At 42.9% G+C, this 21,799-nt stretch carries 15 protein-coding genes; 2 read left to right on the top strand and 13 right to left on the bottom strand.

Going from position 1 to position 21,799, the window contains the following annotated elements:
* Positions 1–9 precede the first annotated feature (9 nt).
* The 5 genes from AB5542_RS02385 to lysS form a co-directional block, all read right to left on the bottom strand.
* Positions 10–1,671: a putative transporter gene (locus AB5542_RS02385; protein ID WP_279039589.1), complete on the bottom strand. Its 1,662-nt coding sequence runs from the start codon at positions 1,669–1,671 to the stop codon at positions 10–12.
* A 53-nt stretch (positions 1,672–1,724) separates the two neighbouring features.
* Positions 1,725–2,924 carry a hypothetical protein gene (locus tag AB5542_RS02380; protein ID WP_279039591.1) on the bottom strand — a complete coding sequence of 400 codons (1,200 nt, stop codon included), beginning with the start codon at positions 2,922–2,924 and terminating at the stop codon, positions 1,725–1,727.
* Positions 2,925–2,928: 4 nt separating this feature from the next.
* Positions 2,929–3,885, bottom strand: a complete 957-nt coding sequence (locus tag AB5542_RS02375; protein ID WP_270544651.1) for a nucleoside recognition domain-containing protein — start codon at positions 3,883–3,885, stop codon at positions 2,929–2,931.
* 109 nt (positions 3,886–3,994) lie between these two features.
* On the bottom strand, positions 3,995–4,999 hold the full coding sequence (locus AB5542_RS02370; protein WP_087421115.1) for an NAD(P)H-dependent glycerol-3-phosphate dehydrogenase: 1,005 nt from the start codon (positions 4,997–4,999) through the stop codon (positions 3,995–3,997).
* Between the two features lie 95 nt (positions 5,000–5,094).
* Entirely contained in the window at positions 5,095–6,819 is a 1,725-nt protein-coding gene (gene lysS, locus AB5542_RS02365; protein WP_279039594.1) for a lysine--tRNA ligase, read from the bottom strand.
* Between the two features lie 320 nt (positions 6,820–7,139).
* On the opposite strand from lysS, the gene recJ reads away from it, so the two are divergent.
* Positions 7,140–8,858, top strand: a complete 1,719-nt coding sequence (gene recJ, locus AB5542_RS02360) for a single-stranded-DNA-specific exonuclease RecJ (protein ID WP_087421113.1) — start codon at positions 7,140–7,142, stop codon at positions 8,856–8,858.
* Between the two features lie 3 nt (positions 8,859–8,861).
* The gene (gene recR / locus AB5542_RS02355; protein ID WP_087421112.1) at positions 8,862–9,479 is read left to right on the top strand and encodes a recombination mediator RecR; all 618 of its coding nucleotides are present in this window, start codon (positions 8,862–8,864) and stop codon (positions 9,477–9,479) included.
* A gap of 71 nt (positions 9,480–9,550) precedes the next feature.
* Here recR and AB5542_RS02350 read toward each other — a convergent pair whose 3' ends face one another.
* From AB5542_RS02350 to AB5542_RS02315, 8 genes are all read right to left on the bottom strand, one after another.
* Complete coding sequence (locus AB5542_RS02350) at positions 9,551–10,624, bottom strand: C39 family peptidase (protein WP_087421111.1); 1,074 nt, start codon at positions 10,622–10,624, stop codon at positions 9,551–9,553.
* 24 nt (positions 10,625–10,648) lie between these two features.
* Positions 10,649–12,031: a TlpA family protein disulfide reductase gene (locus tag AB5542_RS02345; protein WP_270544648.1), complete on the bottom strand. Its 1,383-nt coding sequence runs from the start codon at positions 12,029–12,031 to the stop codon at positions 10,649–10,651.
* 8 nt (positions 12,032–12,039) lie between these two features.
* The gene (locus AB5542_RS02340; RefSeq protein ID WP_270544647.1) at positions 12,040–13,467 is read right to left on the bottom strand and encodes a RagB/SusD family nutrient uptake outer membrane protein; all 1,428 of its coding nucleotides are present in this window, start codon (positions 13,465–13,467) and stop codon (positions 12,040–12,042) included.
* 12 nt (positions 13,468–13,479) lie between these two features.
* Positions 13,480–16,986, bottom strand: coding sequence for a SusC/RagA family TonB-linked outer membrane protein (locus tag AB5542_RS02335; protein WP_279039600.1), 3,507 nt, complete (start codon positions 16,984–16,986; stop codon positions 13,480–13,482).
* A gap of 39 nt (positions 16,987–17,025) precedes the next feature.
* Positions 17,026–18,189: a FecR family protein gene (locus AB5542_RS02330; RefSeq protein WP_087421107.1), complete on the bottom strand. Its 1,164-nt coding sequence runs from the start codon at positions 18,187–18,189 to the stop codon at positions 17,026–17,028.
* 68 nt (positions 18,190–18,257) lie between these two features.
* Entirely contained in the window at positions 18,258–18,788 is a 531-nt protein-coding gene (locus AB5542_RS02325; protein ID WP_270544644.1) for a sigma-70 family RNA polymerase sigma factor, read from the bottom strand.
* A 540-nt stretch (positions 18,789–19,328) separates the two neighbouring features.
* Positions 19,329–20,939, bottom strand: coding sequence for a PKD-like family lipoprotein (locus AB5542_RS02320; protein WP_279039602.1), 1,611 nt, complete (start codon positions 20,937–20,939; stop codon positions 19,329–19,331).
* Positions 20,940–20,957: 18 nt separating this feature from the next.
* A complete protein-coding gene (locus AB5542_RS02315) occupies positions 20,958–21,791 on the bottom strand; it encodes a DUF4843 domain-containing protein (RefSeq protein WP_279039604.1) in 834 nt (277 codons plus the stop codon).
* Between the last annotated feature and the right edge of the window lie 8 nt (positions 21,792–21,799).

Raw genomic sequence — 21,799 nt, 5'->3', positions numbered from 1 at the left:
GCATCACCGCTAAACAAAAAATAAAACCAACATCTGTGCCGTCAGTACCCTCAAGAACATCGTGAGCGGGTACACCGTGGCGTAACTCACGGCAGGAGCATCGTTTCCCACGATTCCATTGGAGTAAGCCAATGCTGGCGGGTCGGTCATACTTCCGGCCATTAACCCCATCAACGTGAAATAATTCACTTTATATATGGTGCGGGCAATTATCCCGATAATAATTAAAGGAACCACGGTAATAATAAAACCGTAACCAATCCAGGCATAACCACCTCCATCAATAATGGTCTCCACAAACCCATCGCCTGCACCCAACCCGACACTCGCAAGGAACAAGGCAATCCCCACTTCCCGCAACATCAGATTGGCACTCATAGTCGTGTAAGTCACCAAACCGTATTGAGGACCGAAACGACTGATCAAGATAGAAATAATCAACGGACCTCCCGCTAATCCCAGCTTTACCGGCTGAGGAATACCGGGGAAAGTAAATGGAATACTCCCCAGCAAAATTCCTAAGAATATACCCAAAAATATGGATACCAGATTCGGTTCACGCAAACGACGTAAAGAGTTACCCAACACCTTTGCCACATTCGTAACGGCAGCTTCCGGACCGACAATCGTCAAGCGATCCCCGATCTGTAACTGCAAATTCGGTTTAGCCACCAAATCCACCCCGGCTCGATTCACCCGGGTCACGTTAACCCCGAAACAATTCCGCAACCGCATCTCTCCTAACATTTTCCCGTTCACCTCTCCTTTGGTGATCACGATTCGACGAGACACCAGTTGCTTATCCAACTGTTCCCAAGCAACTTCAACCCGTTCCCCGAGAAAAGCAGTGATCGCATCAATATCTTGTAAGGCAGCCACGACAAGTAATTTATCCCCCTCGCGCAAGCAAGTCTCGGAAGAACCTATTTCAATCCGGTCATCCTCGTGGCAAACCCGCGAAAACACGAACTTTCGGTTTATCAAACGGGTAATTTCCATCAAATCCTTACCAAACAAAGCCGGATTCGTTACCCGCACGGAAAACTGTTGAGCCCCGTTGGCCCGATCCCCGTCCTGCCGTTCCAAATCCTCGTTCTCCTTTTCGAACTTCACCCGGAAGATCACCCGCATCAACAAGATCGACCCGATAATCCCGATCACGCCCAACGGATAAGCCACCGCATACCCCAAAGCAATCGTGGGATCATTCACTCCCGTCATATCCGAATAGGCTTGTTGAGCGGCACCCAATCCCGGCGTATTAGTCACGGCCCCGGAAAGAATACCGACCATCGTTGTAATCGGTAACCCGGTAACGACATGGATAACATACGTGGTAACCACCCCCAACAACACGATTCCCGTGGCCAGCATGTTCAAAGTTAAGCCTCCCTTCCTAAAAGAGGAGAAAAAACCGGGACCAACCTGTAATCCCACGGAATACACGAACAGGATCAAGCCGAATTCTTTCATGAAATGCAACGTATGCCCATCTACCCGCATCCCGAAATGACTGCAAATAATCCCAACAAAAAGAATCCAGGTTATTCCTAACGAAACTCCCCAAATTTTCACTTTCCCAAGCACGATCCCCAAAGCGATAACGATTGCGAACATTAACACCGAATGAGCAACCCCCTGTCCAAAAAACAGCTCACTTAACCAAGACATACTTATTTTAGATTTTAAATTTTAGATTTCAAGTTAAGTAACTCGCTATTTTATCACTCAGCACTCTCCGGGTCTTTTACCTTTTTATCGATAGAACGGCAAAATTCAATATCATCCCGAAACAACTTACGATAAGTAATATAAGTCTGAGATTGTTTTGCTCCGATATAATCCATCAAGTGCATCATCTGTGGGTTGAAATCTCCCACCCAACTCATATCCAACCAATCATATGTCTTCTTCGACAAAATGATATTCTTACAGAAAGCATAAATCATAGCAGCCTCCACCCCACGCCCCTGGAATTCGGATGCAACTCCAAAGATCAATCCCAAGGCCACACGCCCCCGCTTGATATGACGATAATACAGGAATTTCAAAATACCCAACCCGCTAATCTTACCATTCACGTGTTTCACGATATAGTTCAATTCCGGAATCATGATAAAGAAACCGATAGGTTCCCCTTTATAGTAAGCAAAATACAATAAATCAGGATCAAGCACAGGTTTCAGGGTCTTGAATAACACCTCCACCTGTTCCTTATCCATCCCCCCGACGCCATGCACGTTCAAGTTCCACGCCTTATTATAAATCGTCAGGAAAGAATCTTTCGCCTGCCGGGGAGTCATTTCACGATAGGAAATAATCCGGTAATCTTCATTTTTCAACAACCGTTCCGACTTCCAGACCACTACCTTGGAAAGACTTTCCTCCACCAAGCGAGTCCGGTAGATATATTGTTTGAAATAGTCACGGAACCCGTAGTTCTCGAAAAACGGAACATAATATTTATGCGTGTAGGGCATTTGGAATACAGGCGGTTTGAAACCGTCTACCAACAATCCCCACCACTCGTTACGCTCCCCGAAATTCACCGGCCCCTCCATGGACTCCATTCCCCGTTCCTCCAGCCATGCCCGACAACGATCGAACAGCATGAAAGCGGCCTCCTGATCATTAATACACTCGAAGAAACCCATTCCCCCCACCGAGTAGGAATCCAAATGGCAGGAACTTCTATCAATAAAAGAAGCCACCCGCCCAACACATTGGCCTTTCTCATCCCGTAACAGCCAACGGGTACACTCGCCATGCTTGAAAAACGGATTCTTTGCCGGATCGAAAACCTTCGTGATGTCATTATCTAAAGGCCGTACCCAATTTTCGTCATTCTTGTAAAGGGATACAGGTAGCAGCAAAAATTCTTTTGCTTGCTTTTCGTTCAAAACCTCTTCAATAGTGTATTTCATATCTTTATAAACTAATATTTTCAACTTTTACCGGTGAGTGTACACGCACCTGTAATAAATAAATGCCCCGACGAATCCACACGACAATCACGGCTAACACGACACGGGGAAATATCAACCATCCCGCAGGTAATCCCATCACGGCAAACAACAACGGATCCTCCAGTTGCGAATGAGAAATCGCCAAGTGATGATTCAGCAAATCTGCCTCCTGATGTCCCAGTTTCCCCGTCTTGGCATAATCCATCATGATCGCGGAACCGTAAGCCAATCCGACAGTGTTCCCCACCAACCACAGGAAAGCCACATCCGGATTCAGCCCGAACAAGCGCATTAACGGGGATAACATGGCAGACAATATTTTCAAAATACCGAACTCTTCCAACAACCGTTGCAATATCATCAACCCCGAAATCACCAGCACGATTTTCAGCCCCAGCATCACACTACTTTCCAGCCAATGCAACATCGTCTCCCAGAAACCGAGAGAAACCGCCGTTTCCGCCATCATCTTCCCGTTCATTTCCGGCAGCAACCAATTCAAACCAATTGCCGCAACGAAACTTCCCAAGACTCGCAAGATCACCATCCACACCGCAGACGAACCGGTCTTCTGTAACACGATAGTTTCCACGACAAAGTTATGGGAAATCAAACACATCGTCGCCATAATCAAACTTTCCCGCACGGAAAAATCAAGCGTGGAAAGCAAAGCAATCACAGTATATATATTCGTAAATATACTGGTAACGAACACTAAGGCTGCATCTCCCGGCAAACCGATCAAGGTAAACAAAGGGGATGCGAATGAAGAAATATAAGGCAGAATATTAAAGTATGACAGCAAGGTCACGAACAAAGATACCGGCAACATGATTTTCAAAAACCATACTGACGTCTTTATCGCCACGGGTAAGGCCTTTTTCACACATTCCCAAACCCTCGCACTGTAATTTGACATACTTTTTAATTGAAAATTGAAAATTGAAAATTGAAAATTGAAAATGATAAAACCTCATTTACACTTTCCGAATTTTCTTATTAAACTTTTAGCTTTTATCTTTTAATTTTTATCTCAATTCATCGGTTAACAATCTGATTTCCATTGTCGGACTGATTCGCTCGTAGAGGATGTTATAAACAGCCTCCGTGATGGGCATATGGACTTTATACTGCTGATTGATTTCATGAATTCCTTTCACGCCAAAGTACCCCTCGGCAACCATCAACATCTCCATTTGCGCGGACTTCACAGAATATCCTTTCCCGATCATCGTACCGAATGTCCGGTTCCGGCTGAACTGGGAATAGGCTGTTACTAACAAATCACCCAAGTATGCAGAAAATTTAATATCTCGTTGAATCGGATGCACGGCATTCACAAAGCGTTCCATTTCCTGAATGGCATTAGCAACCAACACGGCCTGAAAATTATCGCCATATCGCAATCCGTGACAGATTCCCGACGCAATAGCAAAAACGTTTTTCAGCACCGCGGCATACTCGGCCCCGTATATATCATCGGAAATCGTGGTTTTCACGTAGAAACACTCGAATAATTGAGCCACAGTCCGTGCTACCCGCAGGTTCTCACTGGAGAATGTCAGATAAGACAAACGTTCCAAAGCTATTTCCTCCGCATGGCAAGGTCCGGAAATAATTACAATCTGTCCTAGAGGTACCTCATATTTCTGGTGGAAGAACTCCCCGATAAGTAGATTCTCATCCGGAATCATTCCCTTGATAGCCGAAACGATAATCTTATCTTTCAACGACACTTGCAACCTTGGAGTTACCACGTTTTGCAGGAAAGCACTCGGGATGGCGAACACGATCACATCGGAATTCATGATCACCCAATCCAAATCATCCGAGAACGAGATTTTGTCTATATCAAAATCGACACCACACAAATACCGCGGATTGTGTTTTAATACTTTAAAGGCCTTTATCGATTCAATGTTTCTCATGAACCAATTAATATGCCCGTTATTTTCTGTCAGCATTTTAGCGATAGCGGTAGCCCAACTACCCCCACCTACGACTCCAATCCTTGGTTTCTCAACTATTTCCATGATACCAATAAGTTTATAAAGTTCATAAAGTTATAAAGTTTATAAGGCCCAAAAAATAACTTTATAGACCTTATAAACTTTACAAGCCTTAGAACCTATTTTATCCAGCTTTTTACCTCGTCCGGAGATAAGGTCTTCAAGCCCAATTTCATTTTTTTATTTAAACCGCTCAATTCCTGATGCAACTTGTTCGGATTCTCTACCGCCTTCAAGGCTTCCACGGTCTGGTAACCGGCTTTACGAACCACGGCAACCCAATCAGCCGGGATTCCCAGCTCAATAAATTTCTCGTCTGTATCCACGGTAGCCACTTTCTCCGGTTTCATTTGCGGGAACAACAGTACATCCTGTATAGACGGGCTATTAGTCAGGATCATACAAAGCCGATCGATTCCGATACCCATTCCCGAGGTCGGGGGCATACCGTATTCCAAGGCACGCACAAAGTCGTAATCAATAAACATGGCTTCATCATCCCCTCTTTCCTGAAGTGCCAACTGATCTTTGAAACGATTCAACTGATCAATCGGGTCATTTAGTTCGGAGTAAGCGTTAGCCACCTCCTTACCATTCACGAACAACTCGAAACGCTCCGTTAATCCGGGATCTGAACGATGCATCTTAGTTAGCGGAGACATCTCCACCGGATAGTCGTAAATAAAAGTCGGCTGTATATAATGACTTTCACATTTCTCTCCGAAGATCTCGTCAATCAACTTACCCTTACCCATCGTCTCGTCCACGTTCAAGCCGATAGACAAACAGAATGCCCGGATCTCATCCTCACTCTTACCTGTGATGTCAAACCCGGTATATTCTTTAATCGCCTCGGACATCTTCACGCGCTTGAACGGACGCTTGAAATCCACCTCGTTCTCCCCGAAAGGAGCTTTAGTTGTCCCGTTCACGGCCATTGCCGCTGCCTCGATCATTCTCTCTGTGCTATCCATCATCCACAAATAATCCTTGTACGGCACGTACACCTCCATACAAGTAAATTCCGGGTTATGCGTCCGGTCCATACCCTCGTTACGGAAATTACGGGAAAACTCGAACACCCCGTTAAAACCGCCCACGATCAAACGTTTCAGGTACAACTCGTTCGCGATACGCAAATAGAACGGAATATCCAGCGCATTATGATGCGTGATAAACGGACGCGCCGAAGCCCCTCCCGGTATAGCCTGCAACACCGGAGTCTCCACCTCCAAACATCCCATTTCCGTGTAGAACTGACGGATGGCGTTGATCATTTTCGTACGCTTGATAAACACATCCTTCACCTGCGGGTTCACGATCAAATCCAAATAACGTTGACGGTATCTCAATTCCGGATCGGTAAAAGCATCAAACACTTTACCATCCTTTTCTTTCACAACCGGTAGTGGACGCAAGGACTTGGACAACATCACCAACTCTTTCGCGTGAACTGAGACCTCTCCCATGTTCGTGCGGAACACGAATCCCTTGACTCCCACAATGTCACCAATATCCATTAACTTTTTGAAAACGGTATTATACATCGTGCAAGCTTCATCCCGACTCACATCATCCCGACTCACGTAGACCTGAATCCTACCTTCGGCATCCTGTAATTCAAAAAATGAAGCCTTACCCATAATCCGCCTGCTCATCATTCGCCCGGCAATCACAACCTCTTGCAATTCCTCCGGTGATTTTTCAAATTTATCCAGGATCTCTTTAGAAAGGTGAGTTACTTTAAATTCCGGTGCCGGATAGGCATCTATTCCCAAATTTTTCAACTCGTTTAAAGAGTTCCGGCGAATAATTTCCTGTTCGCTTAATTCTGCAAGACTCATTTTTATATGCTTTAAAAGGTTATATAAAATCTATTTTATCACCGGGCATACGCCCGCTCTAAATTTTATTCAAAAATTAATGTGCAAAGATAATAAATAAAGTGCAAAGAAGAAAGTAAAAGGGCTGCTCTCCCTCGTTATTTACATTTCCCCTGCTTTTTGTTAAAATTTTATCACCAAAAATTCAATCTTATTTTTATACAACTGAAACACAACCGTATAACCTTATTTAGAACAAACCTGTTAAAAAATATAATCAGTATTCTTTTGAAATCCCAAGGAATTTCTGCTTCTTTGTAGCAGAATAGGAGAAAGAGATAATGAAAAAAAGATGGGTCATCAACACCCCACCCGAGTGGGAAAAAATTGACAAACTATCCAAAGAACTTAACTGCAGTCATGTTATCGCGAACTTGCTTTTGCAACGCGGTGTGGACACTGCAGAAGAGGCCCATGCTTTCTTCAATCCCACCCTCAACATGCTCCATGACCCGTTCTTGATGAAGGATATGGATAAAGCAGTTCTCCGGTTGGAAAAAGCAATCAGCACCGAGGAAAAAGTCATGATCTACGGCGATTACGACGTGGACGGTACCACGGCCGTTGCTTTACTCTATAAATACCTGAAAAATAAATGCGAGAATCCGGAGTATTACATCCCGGACAGGTACACGGAAGGCTACGGGGTTTCCATCTTGGCCATCGATTATGCGGCCCGCAACGGGATCACACTCATGATCGTAACCGATTGTGGAGTGAAAGCCGTGGAGAAAGTCCGTTACGCAAAATCCAAAGGAGTGGATGTTATCATCTGTGATCATCACACCCCAGGGGACGAACTTCCGGATGCCGTTGCCGTCCTCGACCCGCAACGGAAAGATTGTCACTATCCCTACCGGTGGTTAAGCGGTTGCGGTGTCAGCTTCAAACTGGCGCAGGCATATAGCATGAAACACAACTTGCCGATGGCAGACCTGTACAAATTGTTGGACTTGGTTTGTGTCAGCATTGCCAGTGACATTGTTCCGATCACGGGAGAGAATCGCATCCTCGCCCATTTCGGTTTATTACAATTAAACAGAAAACCCAGCCTGGGATTAAAAACGATACTAAGTTTCTCCGGAATCGGTAAAGACCTGACGATAAATGACATTGTTTTTCGCATAGGCCCAAAAATCAACGCGGCAGGGCGAGTTGAATCGGGGAATAAATCAGTTGAACTCCTGATTGCCGATGACGAGACCAGAGCCACGGAAGTCGCCGCAAGTATCAACAACTTCAACGATCAACGCAAAAAGCTGGATCACGACATCACCGAAGAAGCCCTCGAATACATCAATCAGTCCCACTACGACCAATCCCAAAAAGCAACCGTACTTTACAACCCGAACTGGCACAAAGGTGTCATTGGAATCGTTGCTTCACGTCTGACGGAATATTACTACCGCCCGACCGTGATCCTGACAGAATCCAACGGTTTGGCTACCGGATCTGCTCGCTCCGTGGAAGGATTTGACCTGTATTACGCCATTTCACAATGTAGCGAATTCTTGGAAAATTACGGGGGACACAAATACGCGGCAGGACTGACATTAAGGCTTGAAAACATCGAACCTTTCAAGGCTAAATTCCAAAAAATCGTGAGTGAAACGATCACGGAAGAGATGTTGACACCCCAGATCAATATTGACGCCCAAATCAAATTAAACGACATCACCCCGGATCTTTATGCCATGATTCAGAAGTTCGCCCCGTTTGGTCCCAACAACACGATCCCCGTGTTCATGACTGAAAACGTGACGAATTTCATTGGTTCAAAACAAGTGGGACGTAACAACGAACACCTAAAACTGGTTGTCGTGGATGACACGAGAGTCTGCAACGACCGGAGTGGTATAGCTTTCGGTATGGGAGAGGCATTTTCCCGTATCAGTAAAGGTGAATATTTCGATATTTGCTACACCCTTCAGGAAAACGAATTCATGGGGAAAAGCGACATTCAAATGATGATTCGGGATTTAAAATTCAAAGAGGAATAAAACATGCAATCTTTATCTTCCAAACTATTGGAAAAAGCAGTAGAACAATTTGCTTCCCTTCCGGGAATCGGACGCAAAACAGCTTTGCGTTACGTGCTACACATGCTGCGCCAAAGCCCCGAAGAGGTAAAGCAATTTACAGCCAGTATCACCGCCTTGAAAGAATCTATCAAAGAGTGCCAGTACTGCCATAACATTTCAGACAGTGACACTTGCGAGATTTGTTCCGACCCGAAACGGGATACTCAAACGATATGTGTCGTGGAAAACATAAAGGACATCATGTCCCTTGAAGCCACCGGCCAATACCACGGGCTTTACCACGTTTTAGGAGGGATTATTTCCCCCATGGACGGCATAGGCCCATCCGACCTTCACATTAACTCTCTACTGGAGCGAGTGGCCAATCCTTCCGTAAAGGAGGTTATTTTCGCCTTGCGAGCCACCATAGAAGGAGACACCACGGGTTACTACATCTTCAAAAAACTCCCCCGCCGGGATGAAATCACGGTTAGCACCCTCGCCAAAGGTATCGCCATAGGTAATGACCTCGAATATACCGACGAACTCACACTGGGACGCTCCCTAGTAAACCGGGTAAAATTTAGTCTAAACGGATGATTTTCCTACATATTAAAAAGAATCCGCCTGAAACAGAAGCTTGAGGCGGATTCACATTTTCTTACGACGAACTATACTTTAGGCTGTACGATTACGGCATAATAATTATGATTTCCACTTAAAGCCAACTCCTCTGCCCGGTAATAACGATTTGCTCCTACTGGAGTACCGTCTTCATAAGTCAATCCTAATCCCCACGGATCATTACATTCAAAGAACAATTCTCCATCAACTACTTTGTATCCTTTAATCAGCAAGAAATGTCCCATCGTTCCACTATAATATTTATCAACTCGAGTCTCCGAATCTCCCGTTTCATTCTTCGATATATAGGACATACTTAAACAGACTATCACTAATTCCCCTGCATCGATATGAGCCTTCACTTGTACGGGGAATTTTTCTTTCATTTCCTCCTCGGTATTATCTAAATACTTCTCACTAGGAATTTCTTCCAGATAAGCAGGACTTCCCCCTCTACTACAAAAATTAATGAAATCCCGAACATCCCCCGGGTACCAGCTTAAATCCGTTGAAGAAGAAGAATAGTAACTAAAATATCTATAACTTCTAGCCCACTCTACGGTCATCTCCTCCATGGGCGATCCGTACCATATAACAGCCATCGCTCCAACAGCCGGTCCACAATTCCGATCCGCATAATCACCTGTATTTTGTTGATCCAAATAACAGCCCTCGGGATCTACCCCCTCGTTACTCTTCTCTTCTGTCAACCAAGCCCCCAACCCCCAAGCTATCGTGTAATCCGTGTTAGAAAGACTCACATCCCAGTAAGCACGATCACCATTTGATGCCGTGATTTTAAATGTTACTGGAGTTGAAAAATTCACAGGAGTCACACCACTAACCACCTCATCCTCATTCACACTTGCCCAAGCCCCCTCCGACAAAGTAAACACAGGTGTAATTTCTCTGTAATTCTCCGGTATATCGGATAATACATACGAAATACTTTTATTATCCGTATCAATCACGGCTTCCGTATCAATCCCCTCAATTGAAAATGATAAAATATCATTTCCGGCAAGTGACGTATTTTTATCATCATCAGAACAACCGTATGGGATCAAGCCCATAGAAAGCAATAATGTTCCACATACAAATGCTTTTATATTTTTCATCATATCAATTCTATATTAATTCGACAATTATTTCACCAATTGCTCCAACTGCATCCGCAATTTAGGATCCGAAGGACGTTTGGCATTTGCATCCACAATTTTCCCCTCTTTATCCACAATCACGATACGCGGAACCCCATGAATCAAATATTTCTTTACCAAATCCGATTTAAAACCACCCGGCACATTCAACTGTAACTCGGCACCCTTCTTATCTTTAACCATCTTTCTCCACAAAGCCATCAACTCATCCCCCGTATCCACTGACATTGAGATAAATACAATATTCTCTCCTTGCATATCATCTGCTAATTTCTCCATGTAAGGCATCTCTGCACGACAAGGAATACATCCCGTGAACCAGAAATCCAACACCATCACCTTGCCTTTAAAATCAGCAGAAGTATATTCTTTTCCTTTCACGTCAACCGCTTTAAACTCCGGAGCCATCTGTCCTCTTGCTATGGTTTTATGAGTTTCTTTGGACTCTTGGTAACGAGCCTCCAAAGCTGGTAACGCCTCCAATGCCTCCGGGTGAGTTATGTATTGACGAACCCCTTCCAGATAGGACGGGAAATCATCAGAATACCCTTTCTGTAACGTGAAATTCAATAACTCCACCAAGAACATGGAACGTACTTTTTCGTTGGCGATTCTTTTCGCATAAATTTCCATGTATTTATCCGGAGAAACCTCAATCCATCCTTTTTTTTCCATCTGCTCGAATGTCCCCAACACCATATTAAACCATTTCGGTATCTGCACAAGAGAAGAATCCGAGAAGTTTACCTCTTTCACGAAATCATAAAAATTATCCGACAGTTCAATTTTCACTTGAGGAGCAAACATTGCAGTATTAGCAGGGCCATTTAATTTTTGTAAATAAAAATCGCAATGATACTTCAATGTCTGTAAACGGATAAAGTCCGGGTTTAAACCAGAAACATCCAGATTAGCAATCAACCGATTCACTTCTTCTGTATTCAATCGTTCCCATTCCGCCGAATAAAGCGGAATATCTTCTGGGACAGAACCTAGATATACATTCTTAGACAAAAACATATTCTCGGCCGCATTATCTCCTGCAAACACAACTCCTTCCGCTCCTTCCTGTATCTCCATCCGTGCGCCCGGAGTCAAATAAACCAAATAGAATTTTTTATTCACCCCCACGTAACGAAAGTACCCCGGCACTTTCAAATCCACCTCATAGATATAATTTCCTAAAGAATCCGGTTCCATTTTCGTATATCCGGCCGTAGACCCTTCCGGAATAAAAAAGAAGTTTCCTTCAACCGTATTTCTAAACTCCACTCTCGCCTTCGTAACCGAAGTCGTCTTATCCTGACATCCGGTTCCGGCAAAAGCCAGAACCGTTAATATCAGAAATACACAACATATTTTATTCATATGGGACATCATTTTGTATTTTGAACCAAATTACTTGTTTCCATCGCATTCTGCGGAAAAGGCCATACATACAAAGGAGAACCGGGTTCCAAAGTAAACTCTTGTGTTTCACCCGCTGTATTAACATAGGTACGAGTAAACGTCTCGTTCAATTGCACGCTAAATCGACGCATATCGAAGAAACCGTTATAAGTGAACATCAACTCCCGCTTTCTCTCCTTACGTACTTGTTCGAAAGCCTCATCTGCACTAGCAGCCGTCAGTTCCGGAGTATTATTTTTTACCCGATTCACGTACAACTCATTCAAATACTTCATCGCATTCTCCGGATCATTTAAGCGGGCATAACACTCTGCCACGATCAAATAAACTTCAGAGAAACGTATCCCGCCACAATTCCACTTTACCTGATTCGAACCGAACATTCTCGCCCCACTCTCGCCTGTCGGCCGATTAGGAGTGTCATAATTTACACAAGTCTTGTAACGCAAATCATTCTGTTTATCAAACAGATCCAACGTCTCTTTGCGAATAAATAAAGGAGAAGGCTCTCCCTGATCATTATTACAGAATTGATATAATAAATTTTCCGGATCACTCTTCAAATGAATAGCAACAGAACTCCATCCTGTCGACTGCATATCCCCGAAAGGCAATTCCTCTAAACCGTTATAAAACATCGGACGCATATCCCACAACTTATGATAGGTTGATTTCAACGCCTCCAATCCTGCATTTAAGGCAGAATCAAGCTCCCCCTTGTACAAATGCACCTTAGCTTTTAATGCCCATCCCAACGTCTTACTAGGACGGAACTCGTTTAACGGGGTTTCCGGTAAATCAACGATAGCCGAATTCAAATCTTCCATGATAAAATCATACACCTCTTGAACCGTGTATTGTTTACTCACCGCCTCCAAATCAAACTTTTTGTGAATAATAATACCATTATCCGTGGCAGCAGTTTCCTTCACGTAAGGCTTAGCAAAAGTATTCACCAACATGAAATAATTATACGCACGCATAGCCTTTGCCTGAGCAATACCCAGTCGCTTATCCGCTTCTGGCCCCTCTGCATCATTCATATTCTCCACCACAATATTATAATTGGCTATCCGGGAGTAACACTTGCTGTAGAGTTCACTAGAAACCATATTTTGCTGCCGCAATCCTTCCGTTTCATCCCATAAGAAAGAGATTGAACGTAATGGATACTGGTAATTTTCAATTTGATCCTTATAAGGCCAGGTCGCATCACCGGCAAAATACCAAAAATCATCTGTCGGATAAGCCGCATCCATCGATTCCACTAACCCCAAATAATCATCTGTTGTATTTAACACGGATTCTCCCTTCGGGACTAAATCCAAATAGTTGTCACAAGATGTCAGTAATACAATCAGACTCAAACCAATGATTGATATATATTTTTTCATACTTTCTCTCGTTTAAAAATTAATACTCAAACCAACACTGTAAGTCGGCATCATAAAGTCTGTACGTTTACCGCCATTTGCGTTAAACGATTCCGGATCGATTCCCTCGTTATTAGCCGCCCAATAAAAAGGATTATCTACCTGCGCCCGAATATTCACGTTTTGTAAATTCCACTTCTTAATCAAATCTTTAGGTAAAGAATAAGCGATACCTATATTACGACACTTGACAAAAGAAGCACTCTTTACATGGGCATCTGCATATTTCCACAAATATTCACGTTGCTCTTGGTCATTCGATCCTCCCGGTCGGATTGCAGGAATATCAGTATCTTTGTTATCCTCTGTCCAACGATTCACAATATCTTTATGCAAAGAACCATTCAAATCACTGTACATCGAATATAACGGAGTAACATCATTTCTCAGAGAATGTCCCGTATAATAAACAAACTTCGTGAAAAATTCCCATGTTTTATATCTCAAGTTCACTGTCAAAGCACCATTCCACTTTGGGGTTAACTGCCCGGCACATACGAGAGCATTTATATTACGCACCGGTTCATTTGCCTTAATATCCCCGTTCTCATCATACACGGAAGGATCGCCATTCTCCGTCAAACCCGCATATCTATAAGCATAGATAGAATTGAATGCATCCCCCTTTAAATAGTTACTATTAGGATACAAAAACATGTCAATCGCATTAGAAGGCGTGAAACCAACTTTCCGAATCTCATTCTTATTATTAGCTGCCGTAAATGTCGTATTCAAATCCCAATCCTTATTTTTCAACCAATCATAAGAAAGTGACAATTCGAATCCAATATTTCTCATTGCACCATTATTTACCCTTGCCGTTTCGAAACCAAGTGACGGGTCCAATGTCTTGTTGGCTAACAGATCAGAACTATATTTACGATAAAATTCCATCGATCCTCTTAAACGACTTATTAAAGCGAAATCCACACCAATATTCAACGTTGAAGTCTTCTCCCAACGCAACATATTATTAGGCGGTGTCAAAATGTCGGTCAGACTAGCTTGCGTGTATAACGAATTAAAGTAAGACCCGAGTAAATAAGGTGAAGAAGATTGATCAACATTACCCGTGATTCCGTATGTTGCTCTTAACTTCAACATACCCAACCAAGCTATATCCTTCAAAAAGTTTTCTCTTGTCATCAACCAACTTGCACCAACCGACCATAACGGACGATAACGATACTTCGGGTCTGACCCAAACAAGTCTGCCTGCTCCACACGCACGCTGGCATTCAAGCTATACTTAGCATCATACGTGTATCCTGCATTTGCATAAGCTGAAACATAACGATGCTTTACATCTGACACTTGCAACATCTCATTCTTCGTCTGTAAGCTACTAACCAATTGACCTGATACACCATTACTTAATGTCAACCAATCCACTTGTTTATAAGTCAATTTCTGATCGTCATATCCATAACGCTCACTATAAGTCACGTCATTAGCATCTTGACGAATCTCACCTCCGGCAAGCACTGTTAAATCATGTTTCTCGGCAAACGTAGTCTGGTAATTCAATTGAGCCCGGAAATTAAAATACTCGTCATTCTGATGCTGTTCAGATCGATGTCCTCCCTGCGGGATGTTATACTCGAAATCTCCCACACTCCCCGACGCATACCTATTTACCATCTCCCTCATCAAATAAGAATCAGCTTCATCGTATTGGATAATACTTGTGTTGGTTTTTTCATACTGAAATTTCAATCCTAAATCCAGCCCTTTCAGCAACTTGAAATCCGTGTGAGCAAATAACCTTACATACAAAGAATTTGTTTTTTGCATATTTTTGTTCATCTCCTCCTTCAGATTGTATCCCATAAATTCCAACCCCTCGGTCTCGTTAATTTCCATACTATGATAGAAATTATGCTTGTACTGGTATACCGGATTTCCGGATTCTGTCACCACACGTTCATAAGGCATAAACTCCAAATAAGTAACACCAGCCTGCGAAGCCTCTTGCTTTGTAATATAAGTATTAGCCCCCAAGGTCAACTTAAACCAATCCGTCAGGTCTAATTCATTTTTTAAATAAATACTATATTTATCTGCACTGGATGATTTCAAATATTTCCCGTTATTCTGATAACGCAAAGAGAAAAATAAATTAGAATTTTTACCCCCGCGAGAAAGTGACAGGTTATAATCCTGCGTAATGGCCGTATGCGTTAAAATATCCTGAGCCTCTTTCCGATAATCATTTTTCCGCATGGCATTAATTTTCTCATCCACCTCTGCCTGAGTCATATTCCCTTTATACAATTCATAATAGTAACGTTCAATTCGGGTATAATTTTTATAGGCACTCGGATCATTCTTAGAATCGAAATACTCACCAGGATTACTCTGGTACAAGGATTCATTTTTCAAAAAGTCAATTTCGAAATCAATGATATCGCTTGTCGATGCATAATCCATATAGCTTATTTTAGGAACCGGATTGAAATAAAAATTTGCAGACAAATTCACATTTAACTTTTCCTCTTTCGAACCTCTTTTCGTCGTAACCACGATCACCCCGTTAGCAGCACGTACTCCATACAATGAAGTAGCTGCCGCATCCTTCAATACCGTAATCGTCTCCACGTCATCCGGGTTAATTGAACTCAGCGCTTGATTCATTACCACACCATCTACTACAAGTAAAGGGGTTGAACTCACCGCGAAAGAAGATGCCCCTCGAATCTCCAACTCATCCCCATAAGTAGACAAACCGGGAGTCAAACCTTCAATCTTGGAAACCAAACTCGTACTTTGTACTTTTCCTAAATCTTCCGCTTTCAAAATCGTCACGGAACCCGTTGAACGTTCACGAGAAATCGTCTGGTAACCGGTAGCCACCACTTCACCCAACATCTCAACCTCTTCCTCCATTGTCACGTCCAATAATTTATCCGAACCATCATACAACAGTTCCTTCGTCTTCATTCCAACAAATGAAAATACCAAGGTAACGTTCTTTTCTGTTAATTTAAACTCGAATCTCCCATCTACATCGGTAGCCGCTCCCAACGTCGTACCTTTCTGAATCACCGCTACACCGGGTAGAGGCATCCCTGTCTCATCCTTCACCACTCCTCGAACCGTGTAAATTTTCTTCTCGTCATTACTTTTATAGGAAATAACAATTAATTCTCCCTCATGGCTATATTTAAAAGGCATTCCCTTTAACAAAATATCCAAACATTCCTCCACACTCTTATTTTCCAATTTTGCAGACACTTTATAACTATTCAAGTCATCATAATTGAAGATAAACTTACAATCAGCTGCTTCACTCAAACTTTTCAATGCTTGCGACAATTCCACGTTTTCAAAGTCCAAGCTCACCACCCGATTTTGAGTCACACCGGATGCGATACTCGTGAAAAAACACAAGGAAAACACGAATTGTATCAAAAACATTTTCACAATTCTCCTACTAACGTTCCTGTCAATGGAACGCTTCTTACTCAAAAGTATTGCCATAAATGATAGTTTTGGTTATAAATTAAAATGATTACTTATTTATCTAATTACCTCGGAAACGACTAACGTCTTTCCATTTACCTTTACTCCAATTCGATTCGTCTTCATCAACAAACCGGTAATCACCGAAATCTCGCTATCCCGACTTGCCCACAATTCAAATCGATAATCTCGAACCTTATCCCCCACGTACATGACATCAAAATCATACCACCGTTTCAAATCATCCATGATAGATTCCAATGACTCGTTCTCGTAATAGAAATACCCATCCTTCCAAGCAATATACCTGTTCACGTTCACCTTCGTGATCTCCGGTATGCTTTCGGTGAAGCGGGCATTCTCTCCCGGGTTTAACGTATACTCCGAACCGTTCTCCGTTTTCTTCACGGCAACCCGGCCCTGTACCAATGTCACGTGAACATCCTCCTCTCCGTAAGAACGTACATTAAATTCTGTCCCGTACACCTTCGTGTAAATATCAGAAGACACGACTATAAAAGGATGTTTCTCATCGTGAGCCACGGAAAAATAACCTTCTCCTTTCAAAAATACCTCCCGTTTTTCACCCACGAAAGAAGTTGGGTAACGCAATTCCGATTCAGAATTCAACCATACAACGGTTCCATCATTCAAGGTCAATTTATACTCTGCCCCCTTGGGTACTCGAAGCGTGTGATAACTGACCACAGCCCCCTTGGCCAAATTGTAATTAATCCCTCTCAGACTATCGTACTCCACACGGATACCTTCACCCAGCTCCCGACTTTCACTCCCGGATGCACTCAAAACAAGTTCCTCTCCGGATTCCGTAATCAACACAGCTTGATTTTTTCCGGGGACAATGTGTTCTGCCACCGGAATCACCTCTTGCTTTTTCGACGACAACGAATTTTCCAACAACCACCAACTGGCGGAAATAAGTATAACCACGGCTGCAGCCACAGAAAACCAAGTCATTCGTCGAGACCGACCACCGGATTTCATCTTCCGGGTAAAATTCCGATATTCTCCCTCCACATCCAACTGATCACCCACGGTCAGCCGAAGCCCTCCTTCCAAGTACCTCCGACATTCCTCGTACAAATCCTTGTTACGGGGTTCTGCCAACCATTCCTGCACCCGGACTTCCTGCAATAACTCAGGATGATTCAGTATCTCGATGACAAAATTTAAACGATCTTCTTCTTTCTCGAATTTCATAACTTCACGTTCATTTTACTATTACACGTAAAGCATGGTAAATGATGTGGGTCAAAAAACAATATTTTTTATTTTTTTAAGAAAAACGCATATAACAATATCATTTCGACATCAGACATTTGTTCCCTTAATATACTGATTGCCTTCGTTATATGCCAACGAACCGTGTTAATAGAAATTCCCAACTCATCCCCCGCCTCTTGATATTTTTTCCGCTCGATAAAACATTTTTTGAACACGGTAGCTGTCTGTTGGGGCATATTCTCAATAATATGCATCACCTTTTCGATGAGTTGCTCATACTCCACGTATTCCTCCTCCTCTTCGGGAAAGGTCTTTTTATAAGCCAAAAACTTTTCTTTTGTTTTTTCCTTCCTCAAAAAATCAAGAGAACGGGAACGAACCAGAGAATATAAAAAGGGACGCAGAGAAACTGAAGAATCCAATTTTTCAAAATTCTTCCACACGTATTCATAAACATCCGTCACGATGTCTTTTGCTTCTTCTTCATCCCGAACAAAGCTTAAAGCATGAATATACAACTCTTTATAATGAGTTTTATACAATAACTCAAACGTGTCCCTCTTTTCTTTATCCACTATAATCTTTCAATTTGATCCATACTTTTTGCATCGATCCTTTTTTCCTCATGTCCAGTTCAAAGATAAATATTTTTATTTTAATCATAATCTTATTCAACAAACCTTCTTTCCACAAAAAACAAATTCCCCTTCCATCACATTTTATTTACATCACATTCCCGGTTACAAAACAGATCAGGGGGAAATAAGGCCACACGCACAGATCACAGACGTTTCGTCCTCGTTCGATAATCGTTCCCATTGAACGTCTTTACACCGACGGGGACACGCCTATCTGAAATCTGTATGCCCTTATTTCCCCCCATCCTCGCAGAGATCTCTTCCCACTCTTTAGCCGTAGACCGATCTCACGCGTAACAAAGAGTAAAAAGAGAATTTATCAAAAGGAAAAGAAATCATGTTTTAAACAACTACCTCCCCTAACCCCTCCTTACACAGGAGGGGAACCGCTTGGTAATCATCCCTCCCCCTGTGTAAGGGGGAGTTGGAGGGGGTAGTCATTTAAAACAAGACTTCTAACACTTTTTCTCTATCACGTTATCGCCGCTCACGATACACGACATCCTTTATCTTAGCAAAACCACTGTATTCCGCCCTTTTCGTCACACTATTATTCACCCCATCCACCGGATAGAACCCTAGCTTCCCGCCATTGTTATCCGGAGCCGCCGTATCATACGAACCCACCATCAACTCATACTGCCGAGCCATAAACTCGTCGGACTGATTATTCAGATCGCTTAACGAGCATTGCCTGTACAGGTTAAATTTCAACATCGTAACCGTCTCGTTTTCCCCTAAAGCAATATTATTCATCGGGTATGTCGTGTTTGTTCCTAAATTATGCAAATACACCTTATTCCCCACGGCATAGAACATATAAGGGAATTGAGAATGGAAAGCAAAAATCGTCGCCTTGTCAAAATCGGGTGCATTCAAATTCTCGTACTTCGCCTCCTGTACGAAACCGTTATTCGACATATTGATCCCGTAAATATAACGTTTTCCACTGGCATCCTGCAAAATAGAATATACCAAACCACCGGAATACCGGGTACTTTCCATGTACACCAATTCCATCCCCGTTTTGAAACTAAACAAACCGTCTTCAGTGTCTGCAACCGGAGTCAAAGCCTGCATAGCATCAGCGACATACCCGTACTTCCAACCCACAAATCGCTTATTATCCGAGTCATACAATAAAGCTGTTTCTCCATTCCCCGGACGGGCCATACTTACCCCCACGTAAGGAGCGACCTTATATTCCGGAGCCTTTCCCCGTTCCGACGTGTTGATCGGGTACTCAAAAGCAGGACCGGAATAATCCCTCACCTGTGCATAAGCATTCCCGGCATCCGTCACGCAGAGATTAGCTAAAGCTCCTGCAGTACTAGCGTTATTTACCGACGTGTAACACACAACATGTTCATTTACCGGTGGAATAATAAAATCAATATTACCAATCTCTAAAGACTCATCCGTTTTGAACGTTTCCCGATCCAGCATATACGTTCCCTCAGCCGACATCACGTAAATAAGATCGGAAGGATTCGCAAATCGATTGGGATAAAACCCGATTCCCTTGGCATGTTTCAACTCCGGCAATCCCAAAGAAGTCAACAGGTCATAAGCCGGGATTACTCGCTCTGCCGAAATCACAGAAATCATATCCATCCGAACACGTTCCTCCTCACCTTCATCACAAAGCACCATCCAACCCTCGTAAGTCGGAGAAGAAACTTTAATATCAAATGTCTTAGACGTCTGAACACCAGAACGCTTGTCCGTCACGGAGAACCATGCAATATACGTGTCTGCCGCAAAAGCTGCCAACGTGTCCAAATCCAATGATCCCGAAGGATTCAGATCAACCCAATGTTGTCCGGATACCAATACACCACCGGATTTTTTCTCAATCTTGTAACTAAACTCAAAATTAGCATTCTCCTTACCAATCTCTCCCTCTAGCGAAGAAACGACCTTCGGATTCACAACAATATGATCGGAATTTCCCAACACCTCCACCACTTCGGGAATGTTCTCGATGGTTATGTCCGCCACCTCATGATAAGTATAATTTCCCTTATCGTCAAAACAACTACAAAAGGAAAAAACAAACAAAAACAGTATAATAGGATTTATTCTCATAACCTTATATTTTTAATATTATTCATACCGGGAATAGTCAACCGAGTAAGAAGGTGCAAGTTGCATATAACTCCCGTCCGCCTCCAACTCCGGAGTTCCTGCATCTGCCTGTTCCTGTAAATATTTCTGTACCGCAGTAGCAAAAAAATTGAACCGTCCATACTGAACCTTCGTCCCTGCATACCCGGCATTACTCCAATCAGAAGGAGTCAACCCACAAACAGAATTAACCACGATATATTTCTTAGGCGTCCAATCCCCAAAGAAACTTCCCCCAAACATAGCCCAGTAACTCGGCTCCGTGTACATCTCGCTCAACGAAAAGGCAAACACATCCCCGTGAATCATCACCCCTGTGGCCGAATAAGCGTTCGTATTCTTATACTCCGGAAAATAACACTTAAAATACTCGTTATCCTCCAAACGAAGAGCTAACCGAACAGCCTTTTCCATCATATCATCCGTGCGAAAGAAACGAACACGCACGTAAGCCGTGCTTTTTCCCGCAGGCACAACTACCGTATCCAAATTTACCTCGTAATGTTTCCCCTCGATAGCTGTTGTTCCCTCTTGATCCACCACTACTTTAAAAGGACGATCGTAATCAACCACCTTTCCCATTGTCCGTATCGTGGCGGACAGCACAGCGCTTTTTATAGACGCCTTGGCTGAGGCGAATGAATAGGCCAACGAATCCCCGTAATATTCCGTGGTACTATTATAAATATAACTGGTCACCCGTTGGAAATAAATTCCGCAATCATCCGTGGTAAAGACCGAAATATCTTGCTTTTCACAAGCACTGAAAACAAATGTCAAGCTTAAAACAAACAATATAATTTTCCATTTCATAACCTTAC

Origin of the sequence: Butyricimonas sp. RTP31003st1_G1_RTP31003_210430, from assembly GCF_040920905.1 — a bacterium.
Taxonomy (GTDB): Bacteria; Bacteroidota; Bacteroidia; order Bacteroidales; family Marinifilaceae; genus Butyricimonas; species Butyricimonas paravirosa.
The sequence above is the reverse complement of the archived record's forward strand: the minus strand, read 5'-3'. Positions and strand labels throughout refer to the sequence as shown.

Excerpts from the sequence above, each read along its gene's own strand:
- AB5542_RS02385 (WP_279039589.1), bottom strand. The coding sequence starts at position 1,671 with ATGTCTTGGTTAAGTGAGCTGTTTTTTGGACAGGGGGTTGCTCATTCG.
- AB5542_RS02380 (WP_279039591.1), bottom strand. The coding sequence starts at position 2,924 with ATGAAATACACTATTGAAGAGGTTTTGAACGAAAAGCAAGCAAAAGAA.
- AB5542_RS02375 (WP_270544651.1), bottom strand. The coding sequence starts at position 3,885 with ATGTCAAATTACAGTGCGAGGGTTTGGGAATGTGTGAAAAAGGCCTTA.
- AB5542_RS02370 (WP_087421115.1), bottom strand. The coding sequence starts at position 4,999 with ATGGAAATAGTTGAGAAACCAAGGATTGGAGTCGTAGGTGGGGGTAGT.
- lysS (WP_279039594.1), bottom strand. The coding sequence starts at position 6,819 with ATGAGTCTTGCAGAATTAAGCGAACAGGAAATTATTCGCCGGAACTCT.
- recJ (WP_087421113.1), top strand. The coding sequence starts at position 7,140 with ATGAAAAAAAGATGGGTCATCAACACCCCACCCGAGTGGGAAAAAATT.
- recR (WP_087421112.1), top strand. The coding sequence starts at position 8,862 with ATGCAATCTTTATCTTCCAAACTATTGGAAAAAGCAGTAGAACAATTT.
- AB5542_RS02350 (WP_087421111.1), bottom strand. The coding sequence starts at position 10,624 with ATGATGAAAAATATAAAAGCATTTGTATGTGGAACATTATTGCTTTCT.
- AB5542_RS02345 (WP_270544648.1), bottom strand. The coding sequence starts at position 12,031 with ATGAATAAAATATGTTGTGTATTTCTGATATTAACGGTTCTGGCTTTT.
- AB5542_RS02340 (WP_270544647.1), bottom strand. The coding sequence starts at position 13,467 with ATGAAAAAATATATATCAATCATTGGTTTGAGTCTGATTGTATTACTG.
- AB5542_RS02335 (WP_279039600.1), bottom strand. The coding sequence starts at position 16,986 with ATGGCAATACTTTTGAGTAAGAAGCGTTCCATTGACAGGAACGTTAGT.
- AB5542_RS02330 (WP_087421107.1), bottom strand. The coding sequence starts at position 18,189 with ATGAAATTCGAGAAAGAAGAAGATCGTTTAAATTTTGTCATCGAGATA.
- AB5542_RS02320 (WP_279039602.1), bottom strand. The coding sequence starts at position 20,939 with ATGAGAATAAATCCTATTATACTGTTTTTGTTTGTTTTTTCCTTTTGT.
- AB5542_RS02315 (WP_279039604.1), bottom strand. The coding sequence starts at position 21,791 with ATGAAATGGAAAATTATATTGTTTGTTTTAAGCTTGACATTTGTTTTC.